General features: G+C 70.0%; 23 protein-coding genes and 1 pseudogene. 13 read left to right on the top strand and 11 right to left on the bottom strand.

Annotated elements, in window-relative coordinates:
- The first annotated feature begins 214 nt into the window (after window positions 1–214).
- Entirely contained in the window at window positions 215–901 is a 687-nt protein-coding gene (locus tag QE438_RS07365; protein ID WP_306991432.1) for a glutathione S-transferase family protein, read from the top strand.
- 21 nt (window positions 902–922) lie between these two features.
- Here QE438_RS07365 and truD read toward each other — a convergent pair whose 3' ends face one another.
- The 11 genes and pseudogenes from truD to QE438_RS07420 all read right to left on the bottom strand — a co-directional run bounded on the left by truD (window position 923) and on the right by QE438_RS07420 (window position 11,418).
- Window positions 923–2,014 (bottom strand): tRNA pseudouridine(13) synthase TruD, encoded by a 1,092-nt coding sequence (gene truD, locus QE438_RS07370; protein WP_306991430.1) that lies wholly within the window; start codon window positions 2,012–2,014, stop codon window positions 923–925.
- Window positions 2,015–2,154: 140 nt separating this feature from the next.
- A complete protein-coding gene (gene ispF / locus QE438_RS07375; RefSeq protein WP_286577732.1) occupies window positions 2,155–2,637 on the bottom strand; it encodes a 2-C-methyl-D-erythritol 2,4-cyclodiphosphate synthase in 483 nt (160 codons plus the stop codon).
- A 144-nt stretch (window positions 2,638–2,781) separates the two neighbouring features.
- Window positions 2,782–3,456: pseudogene (gene ispD / locus QE438_RS07380) on the bottom strand (2-C-methyl-D-erythritol 4-phosphate cytidylyltransferase); the annotation flags it as partial.
- Window positions 3,453–3,836, bottom strand: coding sequence for a cell division protein FtsB (gene ftsB / locus QE438_RS07385; protein WP_130521395.1), 384 nt, complete (start codon window positions 3,834–3,836; stop codon window positions 3,453–3,455). The pseudogene ispD and the gene ftsB, both read right to left, overlap by 4 nt.
- A 51-nt stretch (window positions 3,837–3,887) precedes the next feature.
- Entirely contained in the window at window positions 3,888–5,192 is a 1,305-nt protein-coding gene (eno, locus tag QE438_RS07390) for a phosphopyruvate hydratase (protein WP_130521393.1), read from the bottom strand.
- A 285-nt stretch (window positions 5,193–5,477) separates the two neighbouring features.
- Window positions 5,478–6,317, bottom strand: coding sequence for a 3-deoxy-8-phosphooctulonate synthase (gene kdsA, locus QE438_RS07395; protein WP_307183974.1), 840 nt, complete (start codon window positions 6,315–6,317; stop codon window positions 5,478–5,480).
- 115 nt (window positions 6,318–6,432) lie between these two features.
- Window positions 6,433–8,091 (bottom strand): CTP synthase, encoded by a 1,659-nt coding sequence (locus tag QE438_RS07400; protein WP_130521388.1) that lies wholly within the window; start codon window positions 8,089–8,091, stop codon window positions 6,433–6,435.
- 155 nt (window positions 8,092–8,246) lie between these two features.
- A complete protein-coding gene (locus tag QE438_RS07405) occupies window positions 8,247–8,498 on the bottom strand; it encodes a hypothetical protein (RefSeq protein WP_306991427.1) in 252 nt (83 codons plus the stop codon).
- Window positions 8,499–8,612: 114 nt separating this feature from the next.
- A complete protein-coding gene (locus QE438_RS07410; RefSeq protein ID WP_306991425.1) occupies window positions 8,613–9,353 on the bottom strand; it encodes a copper homeostasis protein CutC in 741 nt (246 codons plus the stop codon).
- A gap of 5 nt (window positions 9,354–9,358) precedes the next feature.
- Window positions 9,359–10,360, bottom strand: a complete 1,002-nt coding sequence (locus QE438_RS07415; RefSeq protein ID WP_130533396.1) for a N(4)-(beta-N-acetylglucosaminyl)-L-asparaginase — start codon at window positions 10,358–10,360, stop codon at window positions 9,359–9,361.
- A gap of 29 nt (window positions 10,361–10,389) precedes the next feature.
- Complete coding sequence (locus QE438_RS07420) at window positions 10,390–11,418, bottom strand: glucokinase (RefSeq protein WP_306991423.1); 1,029 nt, start codon at window positions 11,416–11,418, stop codon at window positions 10,390–10,392.
- Between the two features lie 186 nt (window positions 11,419–11,604).
- Here QE438_RS07420 and parE point away from each other — a divergent pair, with 186 nt between their 5' ends.
- From parE to lpxA, 12 genes are all read left to right on the top strand, one after another.
- Entirely contained in the window at window positions 11,605–13,494 is a 1,890-nt protein-coding gene (parE, locus tag QE438_RS07425) for a DNA topoisomerase IV subunit B (RefSeq protein ID WP_306991421.1), read from the top strand.
- A 141-nt stretch (window positions 13,495–13,635) separates the two neighbouring features.
- Window positions 13,636–14,361, top strand: a complete 726-nt coding sequence (gene pyrH / locus QE438_RS07430) for a UMP kinase (RefSeq protein ID WP_130521376.1) — start codon at window positions 13,636–13,638, stop codon at window positions 14,359–14,361.
- Window positions 14,362–14,525: 164 nt separating this feature from the next.
- Window positions 14,526–15,566, top strand: a complete 1,041-nt coding sequence (locus tag QE438_RS07435) for a cation diffusion facilitator family transporter (RefSeq protein WP_306991419.1) — start codon at window positions 14,526–14,528, stop codon at window positions 15,564–15,566.
- A gap of 66 nt (window positions 15,567–15,632) precedes the next feature.
- Window positions 15,633–16,190: a ribosome recycling factor gene (frr, locus tag QE438_RS07440; protein WP_130522880.1), complete on the top strand. Its 558-nt coding sequence runs from the start codon at window positions 15,633–15,635 to the stop codon at window positions 16,188–16,190.
- Between the two features lie 18 nt (window positions 16,191–16,208).
- Complete coding sequence (gene uppS, locus QE438_RS07445; protein WP_307183973.1) at window positions 16,209–16,967, top strand: polyprenyl diphosphate synthase; 759 nt, start codon at window positions 16,209–16,211, stop codon at window positions 16,965–16,967.
- Window positions 16,964–17,818: a phosphatidate cytidylyltransferase gene (locus QE438_RS07450; RefSeq protein WP_306991418.1), complete on the top strand. Its 855-nt coding sequence runs from the start codon at window positions 16,964–16,966 to the stop codon at window positions 17,816–17,818. The genes uppS and QE438_RS07450 overlap by 4 nt, the downstream gene beginning before the upstream one ends.
- Before the next feature lie 4 nt (window positions 17,819–17,822).
- Window positions 17,823–19,031: a 1-deoxy-D-xylulose-5-phosphate reductoisomerase gene (locus tag QE438_RS07455; RefSeq protein ID WP_306991416.1), complete on the top strand. Its 1,209-nt coding sequence runs from the start codon at window positions 17,823–17,825 to the stop codon at window positions 19,029–19,031.
- Window positions 19,028–20,386, top strand: a complete 1,359-nt coding sequence (rseP, locus tag QE438_RS07460) for an RIP metalloprotease RseP (RefSeq protein ID WP_306991413.1) — start codon at window positions 19,028–19,030, stop codon at window positions 20,384–20,386. Before QE438_RS07455 ends, rseP begins: the two co-directional genes overlap by 4 nt.
- An 86-nt stretch (window positions 20,387–20,472) precedes the next feature.
- A complete protein-coding gene (gene bamA, locus QE438_RS07465; RefSeq protein WP_130531676.1) occupies window positions 20,473–22,956 on the top strand; it encodes an outer membrane protein assembly factor BamA in 2,484 nt (827 codons plus the stop codon).
- Window positions 22,957–23,048: 92 nt separating this feature from the next.
- Complete coding sequence (lpxD, locus tag QE438_RS07470; RefSeq protein WP_130531677.1) at window positions 23,049–24,080, top strand: UDP-3-O-(3-hydroxymyristoyl)glucosamine N-acyltransferase; 1,032 nt, start codon at window positions 23,049–23,051, stop codon at window positions 24,078–24,080.
- On the top strand, window positions 24,077–24,544 hold the full coding sequence (gene fabZ, locus QE438_RS07475; RefSeq protein ID WP_130521358.1) for a 3-hydroxyacyl-ACP dehydratase FabZ: 468 nt from the start codon (window positions 24,077–24,079) through the stop codon (window positions 24,542–24,544). Before lpxD ends, fabZ begins: the two co-directional genes overlap by 4 nt.
- A 4-nt stretch (window positions 24,545–24,548) precedes the next feature.
- A complete protein-coding gene (gene lpxA / locus QE438_RS07480; RefSeq protein ID WP_306991407.1) occupies window positions 24,549–25,334 on the top strand; it encodes an acyl-ACP--UDP-N-acetylglucosamine O-acyltransferase in 786 nt (261 codons plus the stop codon).
- Window position 25,335: the final 1 nt, after the last annotated feature.

Raw genomic sequence — 25,335 nt, forward strand, 5'->3', positions numbered from 1 at the left:
ATCTGCCGCCCGCCCGCACGTCGTGCGGGATGGACCGGCAACACAGACCGACGCCGCGAGGAATCGCCCCACCCCAAAGCGGCAAAGCGAAGCGCGTCGTGCCCGCGAAGGCAGAAACCCGCGATCTTCGGCTTGCCACGCACGAGTCGCCGGGTCCGCGCTTTGGCGGGAACGACCGATGGGGGCGCCAGCCACTTCACATCGAGGATTTCCCATGCTTCCGACGATCACCGCCTTCGAACGCTCGCCCGACCGCGGGCGCGGCCTGGCCCGCGACATGCGCGTGCGCTGGGCGCTGGAGGAAGTCGACCAGCCCTACGCGGTACGCCTGCTGTCCTTCGAGGCGATGCGACAGCCGGCCCACCGGGCGCGCCATCCCTTCGGCCAGATTCCCACCTATGAACAGGACGGGCTGGTGCTGTTCGAGTCCGGCGCGATCGTGCTGCACATCGCCCAGACCCATCCCGGCCTGCTGCCCGAGGCGGCCGACGCCAGGCTGCGCGCGGTGTCGTGGATGTTCGCCGCGCTCAACACGATCGAGCCGCCGGTGTTCGAGCGCGCGTTATGCGTGGTTCTGGAGCGCGAAACGCCGTGGTTCGCCGAACGTCTGGAGACGCTGGACAAGCGCGTGCGCCAGCGCCTGGGCGAGCTGTCCCTTCATCTGGGCCAAAGCCCGTGGCTCGACGGCGAGTTCAGCGCCGGCGATCTGCTGATGCTCAGCGTGCTGTTGCGGCTGCAGGGCTCGACGCTGCTGGAGGAACACCCCAACCTGCTCGACTACCTGGCGCGCGGCACCGCGCGGCCGGCGTTCCAGCGCGCCTTCCAGGCGCAGGCGGAGGTCTTTCTGCAGGCGCAGCAGGCCGATGCGCAGGCCAGCCCGGGACCGCGTGGCGACGCGTGATGCGCCACCCAGCCGCTTCGCTCAGACGATGCGGTTCGCCTCGCGTACGGGGCCCAGCTCGTGCAGCAGCGCGGTGGCGTAGCTGCCGGGCGCCAGGCCGAAGCGCAGTTCGAGCGTATCGGTGTCGTGCCAGTTCCACTGCAGATCATCGGCGCGTTGGCGCAGGGCGCGGCGCTCCTGCTTCAGGCGCGCGTCCTCCAGGCCGGCGCGCAGCGCGGGGCCGTCGCCTTCGCCGAGCACCTGCGCTTCCAGCGCGGCGCAGGCGCCTTCCACGCGCGGCGCGCCCTCGCCCCACAGCGGGCCGCTGGGATGGATGTCGAACGCCGCCAGGCGATCGGCCAGCGCCGCGCTCCATGGTTCCGGCCCGAACACGCTGCGGCTGCCGGCCAGCATCCAGACCTCGCCGTCCAGGCCGCGCTCCCAGCTGCCATCGAGCACGCGCGCGGTCAGCACGCGATTGAACAGCTCCGAGCGCGCCGCCGACAGCAGCAGCGAGCGCTGCTCGCGCCTGATGGGCCTCCTCGCAGCGCGCGCGCCGGCAGCGGCGGATTCGGGCGAGGAGCTGGCATGTCCGAACATTTCCAGGGCCTGGGCGACATTGCCGCCGCCACGGCCGAAGCGCTGCTCGCCGAACCAGTTGGGCAGCCCACGCGCGGCGATCTCGCCCAGGCGTTGCTCGATCGCCCCACGCTCGCCGCGCACCTGGCGCAGCACCAGCGTGAAGCGGTTGCCCTCCAGCGCGCCGCGCGGCAGCTTGCGGTTGTGCCAGGCGGATTCGACGACTTCCAGGTTGGGCGTGGCCAGCGTGGCCAGATCGGGCGCCACGCGCTTGGGCAGGTGCACGCTGAAGCGCTGGGTGGTGACCGCGTGGCGGTCCTTCAGCCCGGCGTAGCCGATGCCGACCTCGCCGATGCCGGCCCAGCGCGCCAGCGTGCGCGCCACCTCGGCCGTGTTGAGGCCGCGCTTGCGCAGCGTCAGCAGCAGGTGCTCGCCCTCGCCGTGCGGCGCGAAGGCGTCGCATTCGTCGACCTGGAAATCCTCCGGCTGGGTGCGGAACACCGCCTCCAGCACCGGCGGCCCGAAGGCAAGGGGAAGCGATGATGTCTCGGTCATGGGGGCTTGCATTCTCGTAGCGCCGAGCTTGCTCGGCTGGGGCTCGCTCGCCCGATTCCGTAGAGCCGAGCTTGCTCGGCTGAGGCCTTCCCGGGAAAGCTTCAGCCGAGCAAGCTCGGCTCTACAACCCGTCGGTCGAATTAGGCCTGCACCAGCAGCACCACGGCCTGCGCGGCGATGCCTTCGCCGCGCCCGGTGAAGCCGAGCTTCTCGGTCGTGGTGGCCTTGACGCTGACCGCGTCGGCGGCCACGCCCAACACCTGCGCCAGATGCGTGCACATGGCCAGCGCGTGCGGGCCGACCTTGGGCCGCTCGCACATCACGGTCACATCGGCATTGCCCACCTGCCAGCCGCGCGCGCGCGCCAGGCCGGCGCAGTGCTCGAGGAACTGCGTGCTGTCGGCGCCTTCCCAGCGCGGATCGGTGGGCGGGAAGTGGCGGCCGATGTCGCCCAGCGCCAGCGCGCCGAGGATGGCGTCGCACAGCGCATGGATCACCACATCGCCGTCGCTGTGCGCGAGCACGCCGCGGCTGTGCTCCACGCGCACGCCGCCCAGCATCACGTGATCGCCATCGGGCGCGAAGGCGTGGACGTCGAAGCCCTGGCCGATGCGGATGGGCAAGGCGGGACCGGGGGCCGGGGACCGGGGACCGGGGGAAGCAGAAGCCTGCTCCGTTCGATGATCCTGCTGTTGCTGTTGCTGTGGCATCTGTACCCGCTCCTCCCGGGTCACCGGTCCCCGGTCTCCCGTCCCGGCTCCCACGATGTAGGCGAACCGGTCCAGATCTCCCGGCGTGGTGATCTTGAAGTTGGTGTCGTTGCCCTCGACCAGCAGCGGGCGCAGGCCCTGGCGCTCCATGGCCATCGATTCGTCGGTGACCTCGATGCCGGCACCGGCGGCCTCGTCCAGGGCGCGGGTCAGCTGCAGGCGGCGGAACATCTGCGGGGTCAGCGCGCGCCACAGGCGCTCGCGCGGCTCGGTGGCGTCCACGCCACCGTCATCGCCCGCGCGCTTGAGCGTATCGCGCACCGGCGCGGCCAGCAGCGCGCCGACCGGGTCCTCGCGGCCACGTTCGATCAGCCGCTCCAGATCGGCATCGGCCAGATTGGGCCGGGCCGCGTCGTGGACCAGGACGAAGTCGTCGGCGCGCACGTGCTCGGGCAGCGCCTGCAGCGCGGCCAGCACCGAGGCCGCGCGCGTGCCGCCGCCGACGCAGGCCAGCACCGGCTTGCCGCCGAAGGCGGTCCAGCCCGGCCACCATGGGTCATCGGCCGACACGGCCACCACCGCACCCTCGACCAGCGGATGGCCCAGCAGCGCGGCCAGGGTCCAGGCCAGCACCGACTGCCCGCCGACTTCCAGATACTGCTTGGGCACCTCGCCGCCGAAGCGCGTGCCGCGGCCGGCCGCGGGAATCACCACCCAGATCCCACGCATCAATTGCCCTCTGCCTGCACGGCGTCTTCTTCGGAGATCGGCGCCGGCTCGCTGGCGGCAGGCGCCGACGGCGGCGCGGGCAACGCATCGCCCTGCGCCGGCGCGGTGTCGACCACGCGGTAGAACTTCTCGCCGGGCTTGATCATGCCCAGCTCGCTGCGCGCGCGTTCTTCCACCGCGGCCTCGCCGGACTTGAGATCCTCGACCTCGGCGGCCAGCGCCGCGTTGCGCTCACGCAGGCCCTCGTTCTCGCGGGTCTGGCTGGCCACCTGCGCCTTCATGGCGATCACCTCGCCCGAACTGCCGCGCCCGAACCACAGGTGGTACTGCAGGAAGGCCAGCAGTCCCACCAGCACCAGCAGCAGCCAGCGCCACTTGGCCATGTCAGCCCCCGCGGACGGGGTGGAAGCGGCGCCGGCCCATCGCGCGCACCCTCAGCGCTTGAGCGACACGAACGCGTTGCGACCGGCGTAGCGCGCGGCCGAACCCAGCGCCTCTTCGATGCGCAGCAGCTGGTTGTACTTGGCCACGCGGTCCGAGCGGGACAGCGAGCCGGTCTTGATCTGCGTGGCGGTGGTGGCCACGGCGATGTCGGCGATGGTGGTGTCCTCGGTCTCGCCCGAGCGGTGCGAGACGATCGCCGCATAGCCGGCGTGGTGGGCCATGGCGATGGCTTCCAGCGTCTCGGTCAGCGTGCCGATCTGATTGACCTTGATCAGGATGGCGTTGGCCGTGTGCGACTCGATGCCTTCCTTGAAGATCTTCGGATTGGTGACGAACAGATCGTCGCCGACCAGCTGCACCGTCTTGCCCAGGCGCTCGGTCAGCTGCTTCCAGCCGGTCCAGTCGTCCTCGGCCATGCCGTCCTCGATGGTGATGATCGGGTACTGGGCGACCCAGTCGGCGAGGAAATCGACGAACTGCTCGGAGGTCAGGCGCTTGTTCTCGCCCACCAGGTTGTACTTGCCGTTGTCGTGGAATTCGCTGGAGGCCACGTCCAGGCCCAGCAGGATGTCCTCGCCGGCGGTGTAGCCGGCCTTGCCGATGGCCTCCAGGATGGTGTCCAGCGCCTCGACGTTGCTGCGGAAGTCCGGGGCGAAGCCACCCTCGTCGCCCACCGCGGTGCTCAGGCCGTGGCCCTTGAGCACGCTCTTGAGGGCGTGGAAGATCTCGGTGCCGGCGCGCAGCGACTCGGAGAACGAGGCGAAGCCGACAGGCAGGACCATGAACTCCTGGAAGTCCACGTTGTTGTCGGCATGGGCGCCGCCGTTGATGATGTTCATCATCGGCAGCGGCAGGGTCGGCTGCCAGTCGGCCGGATGCTCGCTGGTGTCGGCCAGGTAGCGCCACAGCGGCTTGCCTTCGGAGGCAGCCACGGCATGGGCGTTGGCCAGCGACACGCCCAGCAGCGCGTTGGCGCCCAGGCGGCCCTTGTTCTCGGTGCCGTCCAGATCAATCAGGCGGCGGTCCAGGCCTTCCTGGTCGACCGCATCGAAGCCGGTCAGCGCGTTGGCGATGGCGGTGTTGACGTGCTCGACCGCCTTGCGCACGCCCTTGCCCAGGTAGCGGGTCTTGTCGCCATCGCGCAGTTCCACCGCCTCCCTGGCGCCGGTCGAGGCGCCGGAGGGCACGGCCGCACGGCCAAAGGAACCATCGGTGAGCGTGACTTCCGCCTCCAGCGTGGGGTTGCCACGGGAGTCGAGGATTTCGCGGGCGTGGATCTTGGCGATGTTGGTCATGGGATCTGGTTGGGCTCTAGCGATCGGATGAGGGACGAGGGGAGTGGCCTGGGGCCTAGGGCCGCAGACCCGGCATGGCCGCGCGCGTCGGCCAGGCGGCGACGCGCGCGTTCGAGCTAGGGGCGATTGTAGAAGGTGCCGCCGCGCGGCGCTGGATCAGCCGACGCGCCTCGTCGGCGAGCGTTCGACCGACACCGCAATGGCGGGTGACGGCGGCGGCACGCGCGCCGCAGGCCAGGCGGCTCAGGCCGGCGAACCCGCGCGACGGGGGCGCACCGGGCGGCATCAGGCCTTGACGCCGTCTTCCAGGAAGCCGTTCTTCTTGGTGATCGAATCCAGCGCCAGCAGGGTCTCCAGCAGCGCTTCCATCTTGTCCAGCGGCCAGGCGTTGGGGCCGTCGGACAGCGCGTGGGCCGGGTCGGGATGGGTCTCGGCGAACAGGCCGGACACGCCCACGGCCACCGCCGCGCGCGCCAGCACCGGCACGAACTCGCGCTGGCCGCCCGAACTGGTGCCCTGCCCGCCCGGCAGCTGCACCGAATGGGTCGCATCGAACACCACCGGACAGCCGGTATCGCGCATCACCGACAGCGAGCGCATGTCGCTGACCAGGTTGTTGTAGCCGAAGGACGCGCCGCGCTCGCACACCAGGATGTCCTGGTTGCCGGTCGACTTGGCCTTCTCCACCACCGGCTTCATGTCCCAGGGCGAGAGGAACTGGCCCTTCTTGATGTTCACCGGGCGGCCGGCGGCGCAGACGTTGCGGATGAAGTCGGTCTGGCGCACCAGGAAGGCCGGGGTCTGCAGCACGTCGACGACCGCGGCGACCTCGTTCATCGGCGTGTACTCGTGCACGTCGGTCAGTACGGGAACGCCGATCTGCCGCTTCACGGCCTCCAGCACCTCGAGGCCCTCTTCCAGGCCGGGGCCGCGGAAGGACGTGCCCGAGGTGCGGTTGGCCTTGTCGAAGCTGGACTTGAAGATGAAGTTCATCCCCAGCTTGCCGGTGATCTCCTTCAGCTTGCCGGCCACGTCCAGCTGCAGCTGCATCGACTCGATCACGCAGGGGCCGGCGATCAGGAACAGCGGCTGGTCCAGGCCAACCTCGAATCCACAGAGTTTCATTGGGTGCCTCGTTGGGAGGAGTGAGCGCAGAGGAGAGAGGCGTGAGCGAAGAGCGGAAGCGAGCGCGGCGACGGCCTTGGCTCACTCCTCACTGCTCCGCGCTCACTGCTCGCTCTCACGCCCTGGCTTCTTTGAGCAGCTTGCCGCCGGCCTTGCGCTCGCGCGCGGCGCGGATGAAGCCGACGAACAGCGGATGACCCTCGCGCGGGGTGGACAGGAACTCCGGGTGCGCCTGGCAGGCCAGGTACCACGGGTGCTTGTCGCGCGGCAGCTCGACCATCTCCACCAGCGTGTCGTCCATCGACTTGGCGCTGATCACCAGGCCAGCGTCCTCGAGCTGGGTGCGATAGCGGTTGTTGAACTCGTAGCGGTGGCGATGACGCTCGGCGACCACGTCGCTGCCGTACAGCTCGCGGGCGAGCGTGCCGGGCTTGAGGCGCTGCTCCTGCAGCCCCAGGCGCATGGTGCCGCCCAGGTCGGAGCGCTCGTCGCGCTTTTCCACATCGCCCGAGGCGGTACGCCATTCGGTGATCAGGCCGATCACCGGATGCGGGGACTGCTTGTCGTTCTCGGTGCTGTTGGCGCCGGCCAGGCCGCAGACATGGCGCGCGTAGTCCACCACCGCCGCCTGCATGCCGTAGCAGATGCCGAAGTACGGCACGCCGTGTTCGCGCGCGTACTGCGCGGTCAGCACCTTGCCCTCGAAGCCGCGATCGCCGAAGCCGCCCGGCACCAGGATGCCGTCCACGCCGTCCAGGTCGGCGGTGCCGGCCTCGATGTCCTGCGATTCGAGCCACTTGAGGTTCACGCGCGTGCGCTGGCGCAGGCCGCCGTGCTTGAGCGCCTCGCCGACCGACTTGTAGGCGTCCTTGTGGTCCACGTACTTGCCGACCACCGCGATGGTGACCTCGTCCAGCGGGTTGACGGTCGCATCGACCGCGGCCTCCCACTCGCGCAGGTCGGCCTCCTGCTTGGCCGGCAGCTTCAGGCGGTCGACCACGAACTGGTCCAGGCCCTGCTCCTTCAGCCCCAGCGGGATCTTGTAGAGCACATCGACGTCGCGCAGGCTGATCACCGCGCGCTCGGAGACGTTGGTGAACAGCGCGATCTTGCGGCGCTCGCCGTCCGGGATCTCCTGCTCGGAGCGGCACAGCAGCACGTCGGGCTGGATGCCGATCGAGCGCAGCTCCTTGACCGAGTGCTGGGTCGGCTTGGTCTTCAGCTCGCCGGCGGCGGCGATGTAGGGCACCAGGGTCAGGTGCATGAAGACGGCCTTCTCCTGGCCGCGCTCGGTGCGGATCTGGCGGATCGCCTCCAGGAACGGCAGCGACTCGATGTCGCCCACCGTGCCGCCGATCTCGATCAGGCCCACGTCGAAGCCGGCCACGGCCTCGTCGATGCTGCGCTTGATCTCGTCGGTGATGTGCGGGATGACCTGCACGGTCGCGCCCAGGTAGTCGCCGCGGCGCTCCTTGCGGATGACGTTCTCGTAGATGCGCCCGGTGGTGACCGAGTTCTTGCGGCTCAGGCGCGTGCGCACGAAGCGCTCGTAGTGGCCCAGGTCCAGGTCGGTCTCGGCGCCGTCGTCGGTGACGTAGACCTCACCGTGCTGGAACGGGCTCATCGTGCCCGGGTCGACGTTGATGTAGGGGTCCAGCTTCATCATCGTGACCTTCAGGCCACGCGCTTCGAGAATGGACGCAAGCGAGGCGGCGGCGATGCCCTTGCCAAGCGAGGACACCACGCCGCCGGTCACGAAAATCAGGGGAGTCATGGATCTGAGGGCTCCAGGAAAGCCATAGTCTACCGGCACCGAACCGGACGGCCAAACCTCGCGAGCGAAAAAGGCCTTTCCGATCCGCGTGCGCGGTTACAAAAACGCCCGCGCCCCGACGAGCGGGGCGCGGGCGGACGGTCGAAAGGGACGGATCAGCGCTTGCGGGCTTCCTCTTCCTCTTCTTCGCTCGGGGCCGGGGCGTGCTGGTCCTGGCCCTTCATGCGGGCCTCGTTGGCGGCACGGCGCGCGGCGCGCTTCTCGGCCTCGCTGCGGGTGTCCTCGGGCTTGGCCGCGGCGCTGGCCTTGCCTTCGACCCGGGGCGCGGCGGACTGGGCCAGCGCCACGGCGGCGGAGGACAGCGCGGCGACGGCGCCGGCGAGCAACAGGACGGTGCGGGTTTTCATGGGGCCTCCTGTGAGGTTCCTTCAAGGTGCGTCGCCGCGCGAAGGCGCAGCTGGACGACGCGACAAGGCTACGCCGGGCTTGTTCAGCCAGGCCTGAATGCGGCGGACGGCAGGCTAGGCCTGGTTTGCGGCGATTTCGTCCAGGCGCGCGCGCAGGGCGCGCACCTGATCGGCGTCGGTGCGCCAGTAACCGCCCTCGAGTCCGGGCAGGTCGCTACTGCCCTGCCCGGCGTGGAAGGCCTTGGCCGAGGCATGGACCTCGCCCACCCCGGTGCGGCGCACCAGCTCGGCCACGTTGTCCACGGTCAGGCCGGCGCCGGCCATCACCGACAGCCGCCCGGCCGCCTGTGCGCGGGCGGCGGCGATGGCCGCCGCGCCCTGCGGCGCGCCGGCGGCCTGGCCGGAGGTCAGCACGCGCTCGCAGCCCAGGGCGATGATCTGCTCCAGGGCGCGCTGCGGGTCGCGCACGCTGTCGAAGGCGCGATGGAAGGTCACGCCCAGCGGCCCGGCCGCGGCGACCAGAGAAGCGCAGCCCTCCGTGTCGATCTCGCCCCCGGCGGTCAGCGCGCCGATCACCACGCCGTCGCAGCCCAGGCGCACGCACAGGGCGACATCGCGACGCATCACCTCCCACTCGGCCGGCGAATAGACGAAATCGCCGCCGCGCGGGCGGATCAGCACGTACAGCGGGATCGACAGCCGCTCGCGCGCCAGCGCCAGGGTGCCGTAGGACGGCGTGCAGCCGCCCTCGCCCAGGTTCTCGCACAGCTCGACCCGGTCCGCGCCGCCGGCCTGGGCAGCCAGGGCCGATTCCAGCGCGTTGGCCGCGATCTCCAGCTTCACCCGCTGCGCCATGCCGCTCAGGTCTGCTCGGTGCTGTAGATCGACGGCGACGGCAGCAGCGCGTCCTGCCTGGCCGCATCGCAGACCGCGTAGACGAAGCCCTTGTGCAGCGCGAAGGCGCCGACCTCGCCGTGCTTGTTCAGCGCCAGGAAACACACCTGCAGCGTCTTGCTGGCCTCCGGGCGCTTGGCGACCACCCGTTCGATGGCTTCGCGGCAGGCCTCGGCCGGGCTGCGGCCCTGGCGCATCAGCTCGACCACCAGAAAGCTGGCGGCGTTGCGGATCATCTCCTCGCCCACGCCCGAGGCGGTGGCGCCGCCGACGTCGTTGTCCACGTACAGGCCGGCGCCGATGATCGGGCTGTCGCCGACCCGGCCGCGCATCTTCCAGGCCATGCCGCTGGTGGTGCAGGCACCGGCCAGCTTGCCGCTGGCATCGATGGCCAGCATGCCGATGGTGTCGTGGTTTTCCTTGTTGCCGGGCAGGCCGCGGCGTTCGACGTTGATCTCCGGCGCGTACTTGGAGGTCTTGAGCCATTCCTTCCAGGCCTTCTCGGCCTCGGGCGTGCGCAGGTCGCGCACGGTGAAGCCCTGCTCGACGGCGAACTGTTGCGCGCCGGCGCCGACCAGCATCACGTGCGGGGTCTTTTCCATGACCAGGCGCGCCACCGAGATGGGGTGGTCGATGCCTTCGATCGCCGCGACCGAGCCGCAGCTGCCGTCGCCCTTCATGATGCTGGCGTCCAGGGTCACGTGGCCGTCGCGGTCGGGATAGCCGCAGCGCCCGACCGTGGAATTGCACTGCCCGGTCTCGGCCCAGCGCGCGCCGGCCTCGACCGCGTCGATCGCGCTGCCGCCCTTGCCCAGCACCGCCCAGGCGGCCTGGTTGGCCGGCACGCCGAAGTCCCAGGTCGACACCACCTTGGCGCCGCTGGCGCCGGTCTGGGCCAGGCCGCGCGGCAGCGCCGCCGCGCCGGCGACCAGAAGCGAGGACTGCAGGAAGGTGCGGCGGGTGGACATGGCAGGGCTCCGTCGTGGGGTCGGTGGGGTCAGAAGAGGTCGGGCTGGGGCGCGCACCAGGCGGCAGCGCCGATGATGCCCAGTTGTCCGTGCGCGATGCACGCCACCGGCACCTGCCGCAGCGCGCTGGACAGCACGCCCTTGTCATGGAAGCGGCGCATAAAGCCGCCGGCCTCCAGGTGCTGGCCCAGATGGCCTGCCAAACCGCCGGCCAGGTACACCGAGCGCGCGCAGAAGGTGATCGCCAGGTCCCCGGCCAGGCTGCCCAGCCACTGGCAGAACAGGTCCAGGCACTCGACCGCCAGCGCGTCGCGCCGGTCCTCGGCCGCGGCCACCAGCTCGGCGGGCGTGGCGAACGCCGGCGTGGCGCCGCGCAGTTCGCACAGGGCGGTGTAGAGGTGCAGCAAGCCGGTGCCGGACAGCGCGCGCTCGTTGTCCACGTGGCCGAACCGGCGCTGCAGCACGCGCACCACGTCCAGCTCCAGGTCTGTGGTCGCGGCCAGCGCGGCATGCCCGGCCTCGCTGGGCCAGACGACAAAGCCCTGCGGGCCCTGCATCGCAAGCGCCGCGCCCAGCCCGGTGCCGGGCCCCAGCAGCAGCGTAGGAAACTGCACGCCGGTGGCCGGCTCGCCGGTCAGCGGCCGGATCTGGTCGAGGGCCACGTGCGGCAAGGCCCAGGCCAGGGCCTGGAAATCGTTGATCAGGTGCAGCCGCTGCAGGCCGGCCTGGCGCTGGGTGTCGGCCAGCGACACCGGCCAGGGCAGGTTGGCGTTGAGCAGCGTATCGCCCTGCAGCAGGCCGGCGATGGCGACGACGGCGGCTGTCGGGCAGGCATCTTCCGCGGCACGCAGGTCCTCGGCGAAACGCAGCAGCACGGCGGCCAGGCTGGGGAAATCGGCGCCGGCATAGCGCCGGTGCAGCCGCAGCCGCGGCGCGTGCCCGGGCGCAAGCTCGACCAGGCCCAGACGGGCGTAGGTGCCGCCGACGTCGGCGGCGATCAGCTGTTGGATTCCGGCCTGGCCGGGGGCGCCCGCTGTCTCACGGGCGGCGACTTGCACCACTGACAATCTCCTCACCGATGGCGCGCGTCGCACCCGCTGGCGGGCGATTGTATCGGCAAGCGCGGCCCGCTCACGCCTCCACAGCGCCCACAGCCAGGGCAAAGCCGCGCGAACGTGCAAATCCAGACCCCAGACCGCACACTTGCCGCCCTTCGTGGCACCCACACGACCTGATCGAGTTCAATGAATACCCGCTACAACGCTGCCGATATCGAAGTCCTCTCCGGCCTGGACCCGGTCAAGCGCCGGCCCGGCATGTACACCGACACCTCGCGCCCCAATCACCTGGCGCAGGAAGTCATCGACAACTCGGTGGACGAGGCGCTGGGCGGCCATGCCAGGACCGTGGAGGTCACCCTGTACAAGGACGGCAGCGTCGAGGTGGCCGACGACGGCCGCGGCATGCCGGTGGACATCCACCCGGAGGAGAAGATCCCCGGCGTCGAGCTGATCCTGACCCGCCTGCACGCCGGCGGCAAGTTCAGCAACAAGAACTACACCTTCTCCGGCGGCCTGCACGGCGTGGGCGTGAGCGTGGTCAACGCGCTGTCCACGCTGGTGGAGATCCACATCAAGCGCGAGGGCGCCGAGCACCGCATCACCTTCCGCGACGGCGACCGCGCCAGCCCGCTGGAGGTGGTCGGCACGGTCGGCAAGAAGAATACCGGCACGCGCCTGCGCTTCTGGCCCGACCCGAAGTACTTCGACACGCCCAAGATCAACGTGCGCGCCCTGCGCCACCTGCTGCGCGCCAAGGCCGTGCTGTGCCCGGGCCTGACGGTCAAGCTGTTCGACGAGGCCACCGGCGAGCAGGACAGCTGGCACTACGAGGACGGCCTGCGCGACTACCTCAAGGGCGAGCTGGCCGGGCGCGAGCTGCTGCCGGCCGAGCTGTTCGTCGGCGTGCTGAAGAAGGACACCGAGGTGGTGGACTGGGCCGTGGCCTGGGTGCCGGAAGGCGAGCTGGTGCAGGAGAGCTACGTCAACCTGATCCCCACAGCCCAGCACGGCACCCACGTCAACGGCCTGCGCTCGGGCCTGACCGATGCGCTGCGCGAGTTCTGCGACTTCCGCAACCTGCTGCCGCGCGGGATCAAGCTGGCGCCGGAGGACGTGTGGGACCGGGTCGCCTTCGTGCTCAGCCTGAAGATGACCGACCCGCAGTTCTCCGGCCAGACCAAGGAGCGCCTGTCCTCGCGCCAGGCCGCAGGCTTCATCGAGGGCGCCGCGCACGACGCCTTCAGCCTGTGGCTCAACCAGCATGTCGAGACCGGCCTGCAGATCGCCCAGATCGCCATCGACCGCGCCAGCGCGCGGCTGAAGACCGAGAAGCAGATCGTCCGCAAGAAGGTCACCTCCGGCCCCGCCCTGCCCGGCAAACTGGCCGACTGCATCAGCCAGGACCTCTCGCGCACCGAGCTGTTCCTGGTGGAAGGCGACTCGGCCGGCGGCAGCGCCAAGCAGGCGCGCGACAAGGACTTCCAGGCGATCATGCCGCTGCGCGGCAAGATCCTGAACACCTGGGAAGTGGCCTCCGGCAGCGTGCTGGCCTCCGAGGAAGTGCACAACTTGGCCATCGCCATCGGCTGCGACCCGGGCAAGGACGACATCTCCGGCCTGCGCTACGGCAAGGTGGTGATCCTGGCCGACGCCGACTCCGACGGCCTGCACATCGCCACCCTGCTCTCGGCCCTGTTCCTCAAGCATTTCCCGGCGCTGGTCGCCGCCGGCCACGTATTCGTGGCGATGCCGCCGCTATTCCGCGTGGACGTGGGCAAGCAGGTGTTCTACGCGCTGGATGAAGAGGAGAAGCGCCTGCTGCTGGAGAAGATCGCGCGCGAGAAGCTCAAGGGCCAGGTCAACGTGACCCGCTTCAAGGGCCTGGGCGAGATGAATCCCTCGCAGCTGCGCGAATCGACCATCCACCCCGACACCCGCCGCCTGGTCCAGCTGACCGTGGACGACGCCGAGCAGACTACCGGCCTGATGGACATGCTGCTGGCCAAGAAGCGCGCCGGCGACCGCAAGGCGTGGTTGGAGACGAAGGGAGACCTGGCCTCGCTGGAAGTCTGAGCGCAGCAGTGCGCGTGGAGAAGTTAGGCGTGAGCCAACGCGGACGCTCCCGCTCGCTGCTCTCCACGCACGCCTCGCTTCTCGCACCGGCCGACGTCGGCTAGACTGGCCGACGTTTGTCCAAGCCAAGGTTTCCCCCCGATGACCGCGCCCCTCGCCTATCGCCGCATCCTGCTGAAACTCTCCGGGGAGGCGCTGATGGGATCTGAGGACTACGGCATCGATCCAAAGGTGATCGGCCGCATCGCCCGCGAGATCATCGAGGCGCGCGACGCCGGTGCCGAGGTCGCGCTGGTGATCGGCGGCGGCAACATCTTCCGCGGCGCCGGCCTGGCCGCCGGCGGCATGGACCGGGTCACCGGCGACCAGATGGGCATGCTGGCCACGGTCATCAACGCGCTGGCCATGCAGGACGCGCTGGAAAAGCTCGGCGCCAAGGTGCGCGTGATGAGCGCGCTGAAGATCAACGACGTGTGCGAGGACTACATCCGCCGCCGCGCCGTACGCCACCTGGAAAAGGGCCGCATCGCGATCTTCGCCGCCGGCACCGGCAACCCCTTCTTCACCACCGACTCGGGCGCGGCGCTGCGCGCGATCGAGATCGAGGCCGACCTGCTGCTCAAGGCGACCAAGGTCGACGGCGTCTACGACAAGGACCCGCGCAAGTTCCCCGACGCCAAGCGTTTCGACACGCTGACCTACGACGAGGTGATCCGCCGCGGCCTGGAGGTGATGGATACCGCTGCCTTCGCCCTGTGCCGCGACAGCGCCGTGCCGCTGCGCATCTACGACCTGTCGGTGCCGGGCAACCTGATGAACATCCTGCGCGGCGAGAACATCGGCACGCTGGTGGAAGGCCGGGGCTGAGGCGAGTGGAGATGAGTAGCGCAGAGGAGTGAGTGGGAGTCGAAAGCCCGCCGCCTTTGCTCACTCCTCACTCCACTCCTTTACGCGTACTCCTCTGCTCTTGCGCGGTTACTCCGTGATCCTGTAATTGTGTCCGCGCCCCGCCGGCCTCACCCTGCCGCCCCATGGCGCACTCCCACTCCCACGATCACGCAGATCACGGCCACGACCACGCCGGTCATGACCATGCCCACGCGCACCGGGCCACAAGTGGCCACGCGCACGGCGCCGCCGCCGTTGGCGCGCACGACCACGACAGCGGCACCCGCGGCTACGCGGTGGCGATGCTGGTCAACCTGGCCTATACCGCGCTGGAGGCCGGCTACGGTTTCCACACCAATTCGCTGGCGCTGCTGAGCGATGCGCTGCACAACCTCGGCGATGTCCTCGGCCTGGCCCTGGCCTGGGCGGCGGCGGCCATGGCGCGCCGCCAGCCCACCGCCAGCCACACCTACGGCTGGGGCAAGGCCACCCTGCTGGCGCCGCTGGCCAACGCGATCGTGCTGATGGTGTTCTCCGGCGGCCTGGCCTGGGAGGCGATCCGCCGCTTCAGCGAGCCGCCCTCGATCCCCGCCATCCCGGTGATGGTGGTGGCCGCGATCGGCATCGCCGTCAACCTGGGCGCGGGCTGGCTGCTGCACAGCGGGCATGGCCACAGCCACGGCGGCGGCGACCTCAACCGCCGCGGCGCGGTGCTGCACCTGATGGCCGATGCGGCGGTGTCGCTGGCCGCGGTCCTGGCGGGCCTGGGCATGTGGTGGCTGGGCTGGGAATGGCTGGACCCGACCACCGCCCTGGTCATCAGTGTGGTGATCGCGATCGGCACCTACGGCCTGCTGCGCGAGAGCTTCGCCGCGGCCATGGACGCGGTGCCCGGGCACATCGACCAAGCCGCCGTGGAGGCCTTCCTGGCCTCGCGTCCCGGCGTTACCGCGGTGCACCACCTGCATATCTGGCCGCTGGGCGCGGGCCAGACCGCGCTGACCGCGCACGTGGTGCGGCCCGAGGCGCAGGACGAGGACGCCTTCATCGAGGCCACCGCCAGCGCGCTGGCCGAGCGCTTCGGCATCGGCCACGCCACCTTGCAGCTCGAACGCGGCCAGGCCTGCCAGCAGCCCTGCCGTCCCGCAGGCGGCGAAGCGGCATCGGCGCCGCATCACCACTGAGCCCAAGTCCGGCCAGTGCCGGCTTTGACCTATAATCCCGGGTTTGACGAATCCCAGGACCCGACGATGCTGAACGACATCAAGAACGACGCGCAGGCGCGCATGAACAAGAGCGTCGAGTCGCTGCGCCAGGCCCTGACCAAGCTGCGCACCGGTCGCGCCACCCCGGCCCTGGTCGATCATCTGAAGGTCAACTACTACGGCTCGGACATGCCGCTGTCGCAGGTGGCTACCGTGTCGGTGGCCGATGCGCGCTCGCTGACCATCACCCCGTGGGAGAAGCAGATGGTCTCGGCGGTGGAGAAGGCCATCTTGGCCTCCGACCTGGGCCTGACGCCCAACACCGCCGGCACGGTCATCCGCATCAACATCCCGGCCCTGACCGAGGAGCGCCGCCGCGACCTGTCCAAGGTCGTGCACAGCGAGGGCGAGGACACCAAGGTCGCCATCCGCAACGTGCGCCGCGACGCCAACCAGCAGGTCAAGGACCTGCTCAAGGACAAGCAGATCACCGAGGACGAGGTGCGCCGCAGCGAGGACGAGATCCAGAAGCTCACCGACAAGGCGATCAAGGACGTCGACGAGGTGGTCAAGGCCAAGGAACAGGAACTGATGGCCGTCTGAGCGGGTCACACCGCCCTCATGACCGCCATGCCGCCCGCCCTGCCCCGCGCCCAGCCGCGCCACCTGGCCATCATCATGGATGGCAACGGCCGCTGGGCGCAGCGCCGCCATCGCCCGCGCATGATCGGCCACCGCGCCGGCGCGCGCGCGGTCAACCTGTGCATCGACTTCTGCCTGGAGCGCGGCATCGAGGCGCTGACCCTGTTCGCCTTCTCCAGCGAGAACTGGGGCCGCCCGGCCGAGGAGGTGAGCGCGCTGATGAAGCTGTTCATGGGCGCGCTGGAGCGCGAGGTCGATGAGCTGCACCGCCGCGGCGTGCGCATCCGCTTCATCGGCCAGCGCGCGCGGTTCACCCCGGCGATCGTGGCGCGCATGGCCGCGGCCGAGGCGCAGACCGCCGCCAACACCGCGCTGACCCTGGCGATCGCCGCCAGCTACGGCGGCCGCCAGGATCTGACCGACGCGGCGCGCGCCCTGGCCGTGGAGGTCGCGGCCGGCCGGCTGAGGCCGGAAGACATCGACGAGGCCAGCCTGGATGCGCGCGTGGCGCTGGCCGACCTGCCGCCGCCGGACCTGTTCATCCGCACCGGCGGCGACCACCGCATCAGCAACTTCCTGCTGTGGCAGCTGGCCTACACCGAACTGTGGTTCACCGAGACCCTGTGGCCCGACCTGGATGCCGGCGTGCTGCAGGCCGCGCTGGACGATTTCGCCCAGCGCGAGCGCCGCTTCGGCCTGACCGGTGAGCAGGTCGCCACGCAGGGAGCCAGCGCATGACCCGCGTCCGCGTGATCGCCGCGCTGGTGATGGCGCCGCTGGCGATCGCCGCCATCGTGCTGCTGCCCACGCCGTGGCTGGCCGCGCTGGCCGCCGCGCTGTTCCTGATCGGCCTGTGGGAATGGCTGAAGCTGGCCGAGGTGGACGACACCCTGGCGCGCACCGTGCTGGTCCTGCTCAACCTGGCGCTGATGGTGCTGCTGACCTGGGCCAGCCGCGCGCCGAGCGGGCTGTCGCCGGCGCTGTTCCAGCTGGTGTCGCTGGTCGGCGTGGTCTGGTGGGTGCTGGCGCTGGTGTGGCTGCGCTTCTACGCCTTCGCCTCGGACCACCAGACCTGGGCGCGGCTGTTCAAGCTGGCCGCCGGCACGCTGGCGGTGGTGCCGGCCTGGTGCGCGCTGTGCCTGATCCACTCCAACAGCTTCGACCCGAAGGCCGGCATGAGCGGCCATCTGTGGCTGCTGACCGCCCTGGCGCTGGTCTGGGCCGCCGACAGCGGCGCGTACTTCGCCGGGCGCGCCTTCGGCAAGCACAAGCTGGCCCCGCGCATCAGCCCCAACAAGACCATCGAGGGCCTGGCCGGCGGGCTGATCGGCGGCGTGGTCATCGGCCTGCTCGGCGGCTGGCTGGCGGGCGTGTCGCTGGCGCAGATGCCGGCGCTGGCCCTGGTGTGCGTGGTGACCGTGCTGTTCTCGGTGGCCGGCGACCTGTTCGAGAGCCTGCTCAAGCGGCATGTCGGGGCCAAGGATTCCGGCCACCTGATCCCCGGCCACGGCGGCGTGCTGGACCGCATCGACGGCGTGATCGCCGCGCTGCCGGTGTTCCTGATCGGCCGCGAGCTGCTGGGGTTCTAAGCCGATGGATACGCCTGTTCCCTTCTCGCGTCGCGTCGCCGTGCTCGGCGCCACCGGCTCGATCGGCAGTTCCGCGCTGGACGTGATCGCCCGGCACCCGGACCAGCTACGCGCGACCGTGCTGGCCGCCGGCAGCAATGTCCCGGCGCTGGTCGCGCTGTGCCGCAGCCACCGTCCCGACCATGCCGTGATCGCCGATCCGGCCCGCTACGCCGAGCTGCGCGACGCGCTGGCCAACGCCGGCCTGTCCGCCATCCAGGCGCATGCCGGCGAGGCGGCGCTGGACGCGCTGGTGGCCGGCCAGGCCTGCGACACGGTCGTGGCCGCCATCGTTGGGGCCGCCGGGCTGTCCTCCACCCTGGCCGCCGCACGCGCCGGCAAGCGCCTGCTGCTGGCCAACAAGGAATCACTGGTGCTGGCCGGCGCCCTGGTGATCGCCGCGGCGCAGGCCTCGGGCGCGGACATCGTGCCGATCGACAGCGAACACAATGCCATCTTCCAGTGCCTGGGCTCGCGCCAGGCCGGGGCGCAGGTGCGCCGGATCATCCTGACCGCCTCGGGCGGGCCGTTCCGCGGGCGCAGCCGCGCCTCGCTGGAGACGGTCACCGTGGCCCAGGCCGTGGCCCATCCCAAGTGGTCGATGGGGCCGAAGATCTCGGTCGATTCGGCCACGCTGATGAACAAGGGCCTGGAGCTGATCGAGGCCGCGCACCTGTTCGACGTCGGCCGCGAGCGGCTGGACGTGCTGGTGCACCCGCAGAGCCTGGTGCATTCGCTGGTGGACTTCATCGACGGCTCGACCCTGGCCCAGCTTGGCCTGCCGGACATGCGCACCGCCCTGTCGGTCGGCCTGGGCTGGCCGCAGCGCCTGGAATCGGGCGTGGGCGGGCTGGACCTGCTGCGCCACGGTCGGCTGGACTTCGAGGCGCCGGACATGGAGGCCTTCCCCTGCCTGCGGCTGGCCTGGGAGGCCCTGGCGGCCGGCGGCGCGGCACCGGCGGTGCTCAACGCGGCCAACGAATCGGCCGTTTCAGCCTTTCTTCAGGGCCGGATCGGTTTCCTAGCGATCCCTGCATTGGTCGAGGATGCCCTCGCCGCCCATGCGCATGCCTCGGCCGAGACGCTGGAAGCGCTGCTGGCGGCCGATGGCCTCGCGCGGCGCTTCAGCCAGGACTGGATCCACCGCACCACAGGCCACGCCGTTTCCGCATGAGTGATATCGCAGGCTCCATCTGGTGGCTGATCGTCGCACTCGGCGTGCTGGTCACCTTCCATGAATTCGGCCATTACTGGGTCGCGCGCCGTTGCGGCGTGGGCGTGCTGCGCTTCTCGGTGGGCTTCGGCAAGCCGCTGTGGTCGCGCCGCGACCGCCACGGCACCGAGTTCGCCATCGCCCCGATCCCGCTGGGCGGCTACGTCAAGATGCTGGACGAGCGCGAGGCCGACGTGCCCGCCGAGCGCCTGCACGAGGCCTTCAACCGCAAGCCGGTCGGCCAGCGCATCGCCATCGTCGCGGCCGGGCCGATCGCCAACCTGATCCTGTGCGTGGCCCTGCTGTGGGCCATGTTCGTGATCGGCAAGGAGGATTTCGCCCCGGTGGTCGGCCACGTGGCCGGCATCGCCCAGCAGTCCGGCCTGCGCCCGGGCGACCGCATCCTGGACGTGGACGGGCGCAGCACCCCGACCGCGACCGAGGCCACGATCGAGCTGACCGGCGCGGCGATGGACGGGCGCGACGCGCGCGCCCGGGTCGAGGACGCGGCGGGCAACACGCTGGAACGCACGGTCTACACCTCGCGCGTGCCGGCCGGCTTCAACGAGCAGGACGTGGCCGGGACGCTGGGCCTGCGCTGGCAGTTCCTGGTCGATCCGGCGCAGGTGCGCGCGGTCGCGGCCGATTCGCCCGCCGCCGGCGTGCTGCAGGTCGGCGACCTGATCACCGCCATCGACGGCGAGCCGGTGCAGCAGGCCGCCGACCTGCGCCCGCTGGTGCAGACCCTGGGCGCGCGTGGCGGCGAGGTCATGGTCGAGGTCGAACGCGAGGGCAGCCGCCTGGCCCTGCCGCTGCGGCCGCGGCAGATGACCGACCCGGCCAGCGGCGCGCATTACTGGGGTCTGGGCATCTCCCTGGGCCGCGACACCGCCCCGGCCTACGACGCGCTGCAGCGCTACGGGCCGCTGCAGGCGATTCCCGCCGCCCTGCGCCAGACCTGGCAGCTGGCCTCCGATTCGCTGGGCATGATCCGGCGCATGGTGACCGGCCACGCCTCGCTGCAGGGCGTTTCCGGGCCGATCACCATCGCCAAGGTGGCCAATGCCTCGGCCGAACGCGGCCTGACCTGGTTCCTGCAGTTCCTGGCCCTGCTCTCGCTGAGCCTGGCCATCGTCAACCTGCTGCCGATCCCGGTCTTGGACGGCGGACACCTGCTGTATTACCTTATCGAGTTGGTCAAGGGCAGCCCGCTCAGCGAGCGGGCCATGGCTGCGGGCCAGTTCGTGGGCCTGGCCTTCCTGGCTGGCCTGATGGGGCTGGCGCTGTACAACGATATCCTGCGCCCGGTGATCTGATGCCCTCCACTACCTCTTCCATGGCCGCGTCGCGGCCCGGCCCCGCACGGGGTCACTCCAAAACCAGTTTTTCGACGGATGTGATGATGACGCGACTCCCGACCCGCCGCCTGCTCGCCCTTGCCCTGGCTTCGGCCATCGCGGCACCGGCCTGGGCCCAGTCGACCGGCACGGTGCCGCCGTTCGGCTCGCAGCAGCAGCCGTCCGCGCCGGCCTTCGGCACGCAGCCGGCCGCCCCGGCCTCGGCCTCGGACTTCGTGGCCAGCGACATCCGCGTGGACGGGGTGCAGCGCATCTCCAGCGGCACGGTGCTGACCTACCTGCCGATCGAGCGCGGCGACACGGTGACCCAGGCCAAGATCGGCGAGGCGATCCGCGCGCTGTACAAGACCGGCTTCTTTGAGAACGTGCAGCTCTCGCGCCAGGGCTCGATCCTGGTGGTGACGCTGAAGGAGCGTCCGGCGATCAACAAGCTGACGCTGACCGGCAACAAGGACATCAAGACCGAGGACCTGACCAAGGGCCTGAACGACATCGGCCTGTCCGAGGGCGGCACCTTCGACCGCCTGGCGCTGGACCGCGTCACCCAGGAGCTGGTGCGCCAGTACAACAACCGCGGCAAGTACAACGTCCAGATCACCCCGACGGTCAGCCCGCTGGACCGCAACCGCGTGGACGTGACCATCGCGATCAAGGAAGGCAAGGCGGCCAAGATCCGCCACATCAACCTGATCGGCACCGAGAAGTTCCCGCAGGAAGACATCCGCGAGGGCTGGGAGTCGCAGGAGCACAACTGGCTGTCCTGGTACAAGCGCGACGACCAGTACTCCAAGGAAAAGCTCTCCGGCGACATCGAGAAGCTCAACTCCTGGTACCTGGACCGCGGCTACGTGGATTTCAGCCTGGATTCGACCCAGGTCGCGATCAGCCCGGACAAGAAGGACATGTTCATCACCGGCGGGGTGACCGAGGGCGAGCAGTACACCGTCTCGGACGTCAAGGTCAGCGGCGACACGATCCTGCCGCAGGAGCGCGTGGAGAAGATGGTACTGGTGCGCAAGGGCCAGATCTTCTCGCGCCGCCTGCTGGAGATGACCTCCGACGGCATCACCGCCACGCTGGGCAACATCGGCTACGCCTTCGCCCAGGTCAATCCGATCCCGACCATCGACCGCGACAAGCGCACGGTCGGCATCAACTTCCAGGTCGTGCCGGGCCCGCGCGTCAACGTGCGCCGCATCGAGTTCAAGGGCAACAGCCGCACCGCCGACGAGGTGCTGCGCCGCGAGATGCGCCAGTTCGAGGGCGCCTGGTACTCGCAGGCGGCGATCGACCGTTCCAAGATCCGCCTGCAGCGCCTGGGCTACTTCGAGACCGTGGACGTGCAGACCCAGCCGGTGCCGGGCACGCGCGATCAGGTGGACGTGATCTACAACGTCAAGGAAACCACCTCGGGCAGCTTCGTGTTCGGCCTGGGCTATTCACAGCTGTCCGGCATCACCACCTCGGTGCAGCTGTCGCAGAACAACTTCCTGGGCGGCGGCAACCGCGTGTCGGTCGAGGCCTCGCGCAGCGACTACCTGAGCCGCTACTCGTTCTCCTTCACCAACCCGTACTTCACCGACGACGGCGTGTCGCTGGGCTACAACCTGTCCTACAGCGACCTGGACTACTCGGACTACAACACCGCCGCGTACTCCTCGCGCAACGTCGCCGCGCAGACGATCCTGGGCATCCCGCTGAGCGAGAGCGACAGCATCTCGGTCATGTTCGGCGTCGACTCGACCCAGGTCAGCACCTACGACAACTACACCCCGCAGGCCATCGTCGACTACGTCAAGGCGCTGGGCAGCCGCACCTTCCACGCCTGGCGCACCCAGGTCGGCTGGGCGCGCGACACGCGCAACGACTACTGGATGCCCACCCGCGGCACCTACCAGCGCGTCTCGGCGGAAATCACCCTGCCCGGCTCGACCGTGGAGTACTACAAGCTCAACTACGAGTTCTCCAAGTACTGGCCGCTCAGCCCGGCCTTCGTGCTGCGCACCGGTGGTGAGATCGGTTACGGCAACAGCTACGGCAGCGACACCTCGCGCGTGATCTGCAAAGACCCCGCCACCGACGTCGCCGTGGCATGCGGCACGGCCGGCGCGGTCGCCCAGACCTTCACCGCCACCGGCCTGCCGTTCTACGAGAACTTCTACGCCGGCGGCGTGCGCTCGGTGCGCGGCTTCGAGGACAACACCCTGGGCCCGCGTTCGGAACCGACCGCCTACTACAACCGCGGCCAGCCGCTGGGTGGTTCGCTCAAGACGATCGGCCAGATCGAGATGCTGTTCCCGAAGCTGTTCGATTCCAACGCCGCGCGCATCTCGGCCTTCATCGACGTGGGCAACGTGTTCAACGGCTACGACAACTTCCACGCCAACGACCTGCGCGCCTCCACGGGCGTGGCGCTGCTGTGGCGCGCGCCGGTGGGCCCGATCTCGATCAGCTACGCCTTCCCGCTCAAGACCCAGCCGGGCGATGAGATCGAGCGCCTGCAGTTCACCTTCGGCGGCTCGTTCTAAGCGCCACGCGTCGACCCTCGCTGGCACAGGCAAAGGCCCGGCTCGACCGGGCCTTCGCTTGTGCGGTGCGGGTCCGGGGTAAAATGCCGCCGATGACCACTCCTTCTTCCCAGACGGCTGGCGCCCTGGCCGAGCGCTTCGGCCTGGAACTGCATGGCGATGGCGACACCGTCGTGACCGGCGTGGCGACGCTCGCCGGCGCGCAGCCCGGGCAGCTGGCCTTCCTGGCCAATCCGCGCTACGCCGACCTGCTGGCCTCCACGCAGGCCTCGGTGGTGATCGTCGGCCGCGATCACGTCGAGGGCGTGCGCGGCGTGGCGCTGGTGGCCAAGGATCCGCATGCGGCCTTCGCCAAGGTGTCCGAGCTGTTCGAGCCGACCTATCCGCGCGCGCCGGGCATCCATCCCAGCGCGGTGATCGAGCCTTCCGCGCGCATCGCCGCCAGCGCCAGCATCGGCGCGCATGTCTACATCGGCGCCAACAGCGTGGTCGGCGAGCGCTGCATCGTCGGCCCGGGTTGCGTGATCGGCGAGGACTGCAGCCTGGAAGAAGGCTGCGAGCTCGTCGCCCGCGTCACCCTGGTGGTGCGCGTGCGCCTGGGTCGGCGCGTGCGCGTGCATCCCGGCGCCGTGCTCGGCGCGCAGGGCTTCGGCTTGGCGATGGAGGCCGGGCGCTGGCTCAACGTGCCGCAGCTGGGCGGCGTGGTGATCGGCGACGATTGCGAGATCGGCGCCAACACCTGCATCGATCGCGGCGCGCTGGAAGACACCGTGCTGGCCGAGGATGTGCGGGTGGACAACCTCATCCAGATCGCCCACAACGTGCAGGTCGGCGCGCACACCGCCATGGCCGCGCAGGTGGGTATCGCAGGGAGCGCGAAGATCGGCCAGTACTGCATGCTGGCCGGCAAGGTCGGCGTGGCCGGCCACCTGGAGATCGGCGACAAGGTCACCGTGCTGGCCATGTCCATGGTCGCAGGTCCCGTGACCGAGCCGGGCACCTACGCCTCTTCCCTTCCCATCACCGATGTCCGCACCTGGCGCAAGAACGCGGCGCGTTTCCGCCAGCTCGATGCGCTCGCCCGCCGGATTCCCTCCGGCAAGGACACCCAAGAAGCACCATGACGATGAACCTGGAACTGCCGCTCACCATCGAAACCATCCAGCGCCTGCTGCCGCATCGCTATCCGTTCCTGCTGGTGGACCGGGTGACCGAACTCGAGCCGGACACGCGCATCAAGGCCTACAAGAACGTCACCTTCAACGAGCCGTTCTTCATGGGGCACTTCCCCGAGCGCTCGGTGATGCCGGGCGTGCTGATCATCGAGGCGCTGGCCCAGGCCGGCGGCCTGATCACCCAGATCGCCAACGGCGAGGCCGCCGCGTGCAAGCTGTTCTACCTGGTCAAGGTGGAGAACGTGAAGTTCAGCGCGCCGGTGGTCCCGGGCGATCGCCTGGAGATGGAGGTCACCATCAAGCGCAAGATCCGCAACATGGCCGTGTACGAAGGCATCGCGCGCGTGGACGGCAAGCAGGTCGCCTGCGCCGAGATGCTGTGCGCCGAGGTCGACAAGGGCAAGGGAGATTGAGCCGATGGCGCAGACCCTGATCCACCCTTCGGCCGTGGTCGACCCGGGCGCCAGGCTCGGCGTCGGCGTGCAGATCGGCGCGTTCAGCCTGATCGGCGCCGATGTGGAAGTGGGCGATGGCAGCACCGTCGGCCCGCACTGCTCGATCACCGGCCCGACCCGCATCGGCCGCGAGAACCATTTCGTCGGCCATGTCGCCGCGGGCGGGCCGCCGCAGGACAAGAAGTTCGCCGGCGAGCGCACCGAGCTGGTGATCGGCGACCGCAACGTGTTCCGCGAGTTCGTCACGCTCAACCGCGGCACCGTCACCGGCACCACCGTCACCCGCATCGGCAATGACAACTGGATGCTGGCCTATACCCACGTGGCGCACGACTGCCACGTCGGCAACCACTGCGTGTTCTCCAACAACACCACCCTGGCCGGGCATGTGACGGTCGAGGACTGGGTGATCTTCAGCGGCTTCTCCGGCGCGCATCAGTTCTGTCGCGTCGGCGCGCACGCCTTCATCGGCATGGGCGCACTGGTCGGCGGCGATGTCGCCCCGTTCACCATGTTCGCCGCCGACGATCATGGCCGCCCGCGCGGCATCAACAGCGAAGGCCTCAAGCGCCGCGGCTTCGATGCCGAGCGCATCGCCGCGATCAAGCGCGCCTACCGCACGCTGTACGTGGCCGGCCTGCCGCTGGCCGAGGCCCAGGCGCAGCTGGCCGAACAGGCCAAGGACAGCAGCGATGTGCAGGCCATGCTCGACTTCATCGCCCACGGCGAGCGCCGCCTGGTGCGTTGAG

The organism is Pseudoxanthomonas sp. SORGH_AS_0997 (genome assembly GCF_031453535.1).
Classification (GTDB): domain Bacteria; phylum Pseudomonadota; class Gammaproteobacteria; order Xanthomonadales; family Xanthomonadaceae; genus Pseudoxanthomonas_A; species Pseudoxanthomonas_A winnipegensis.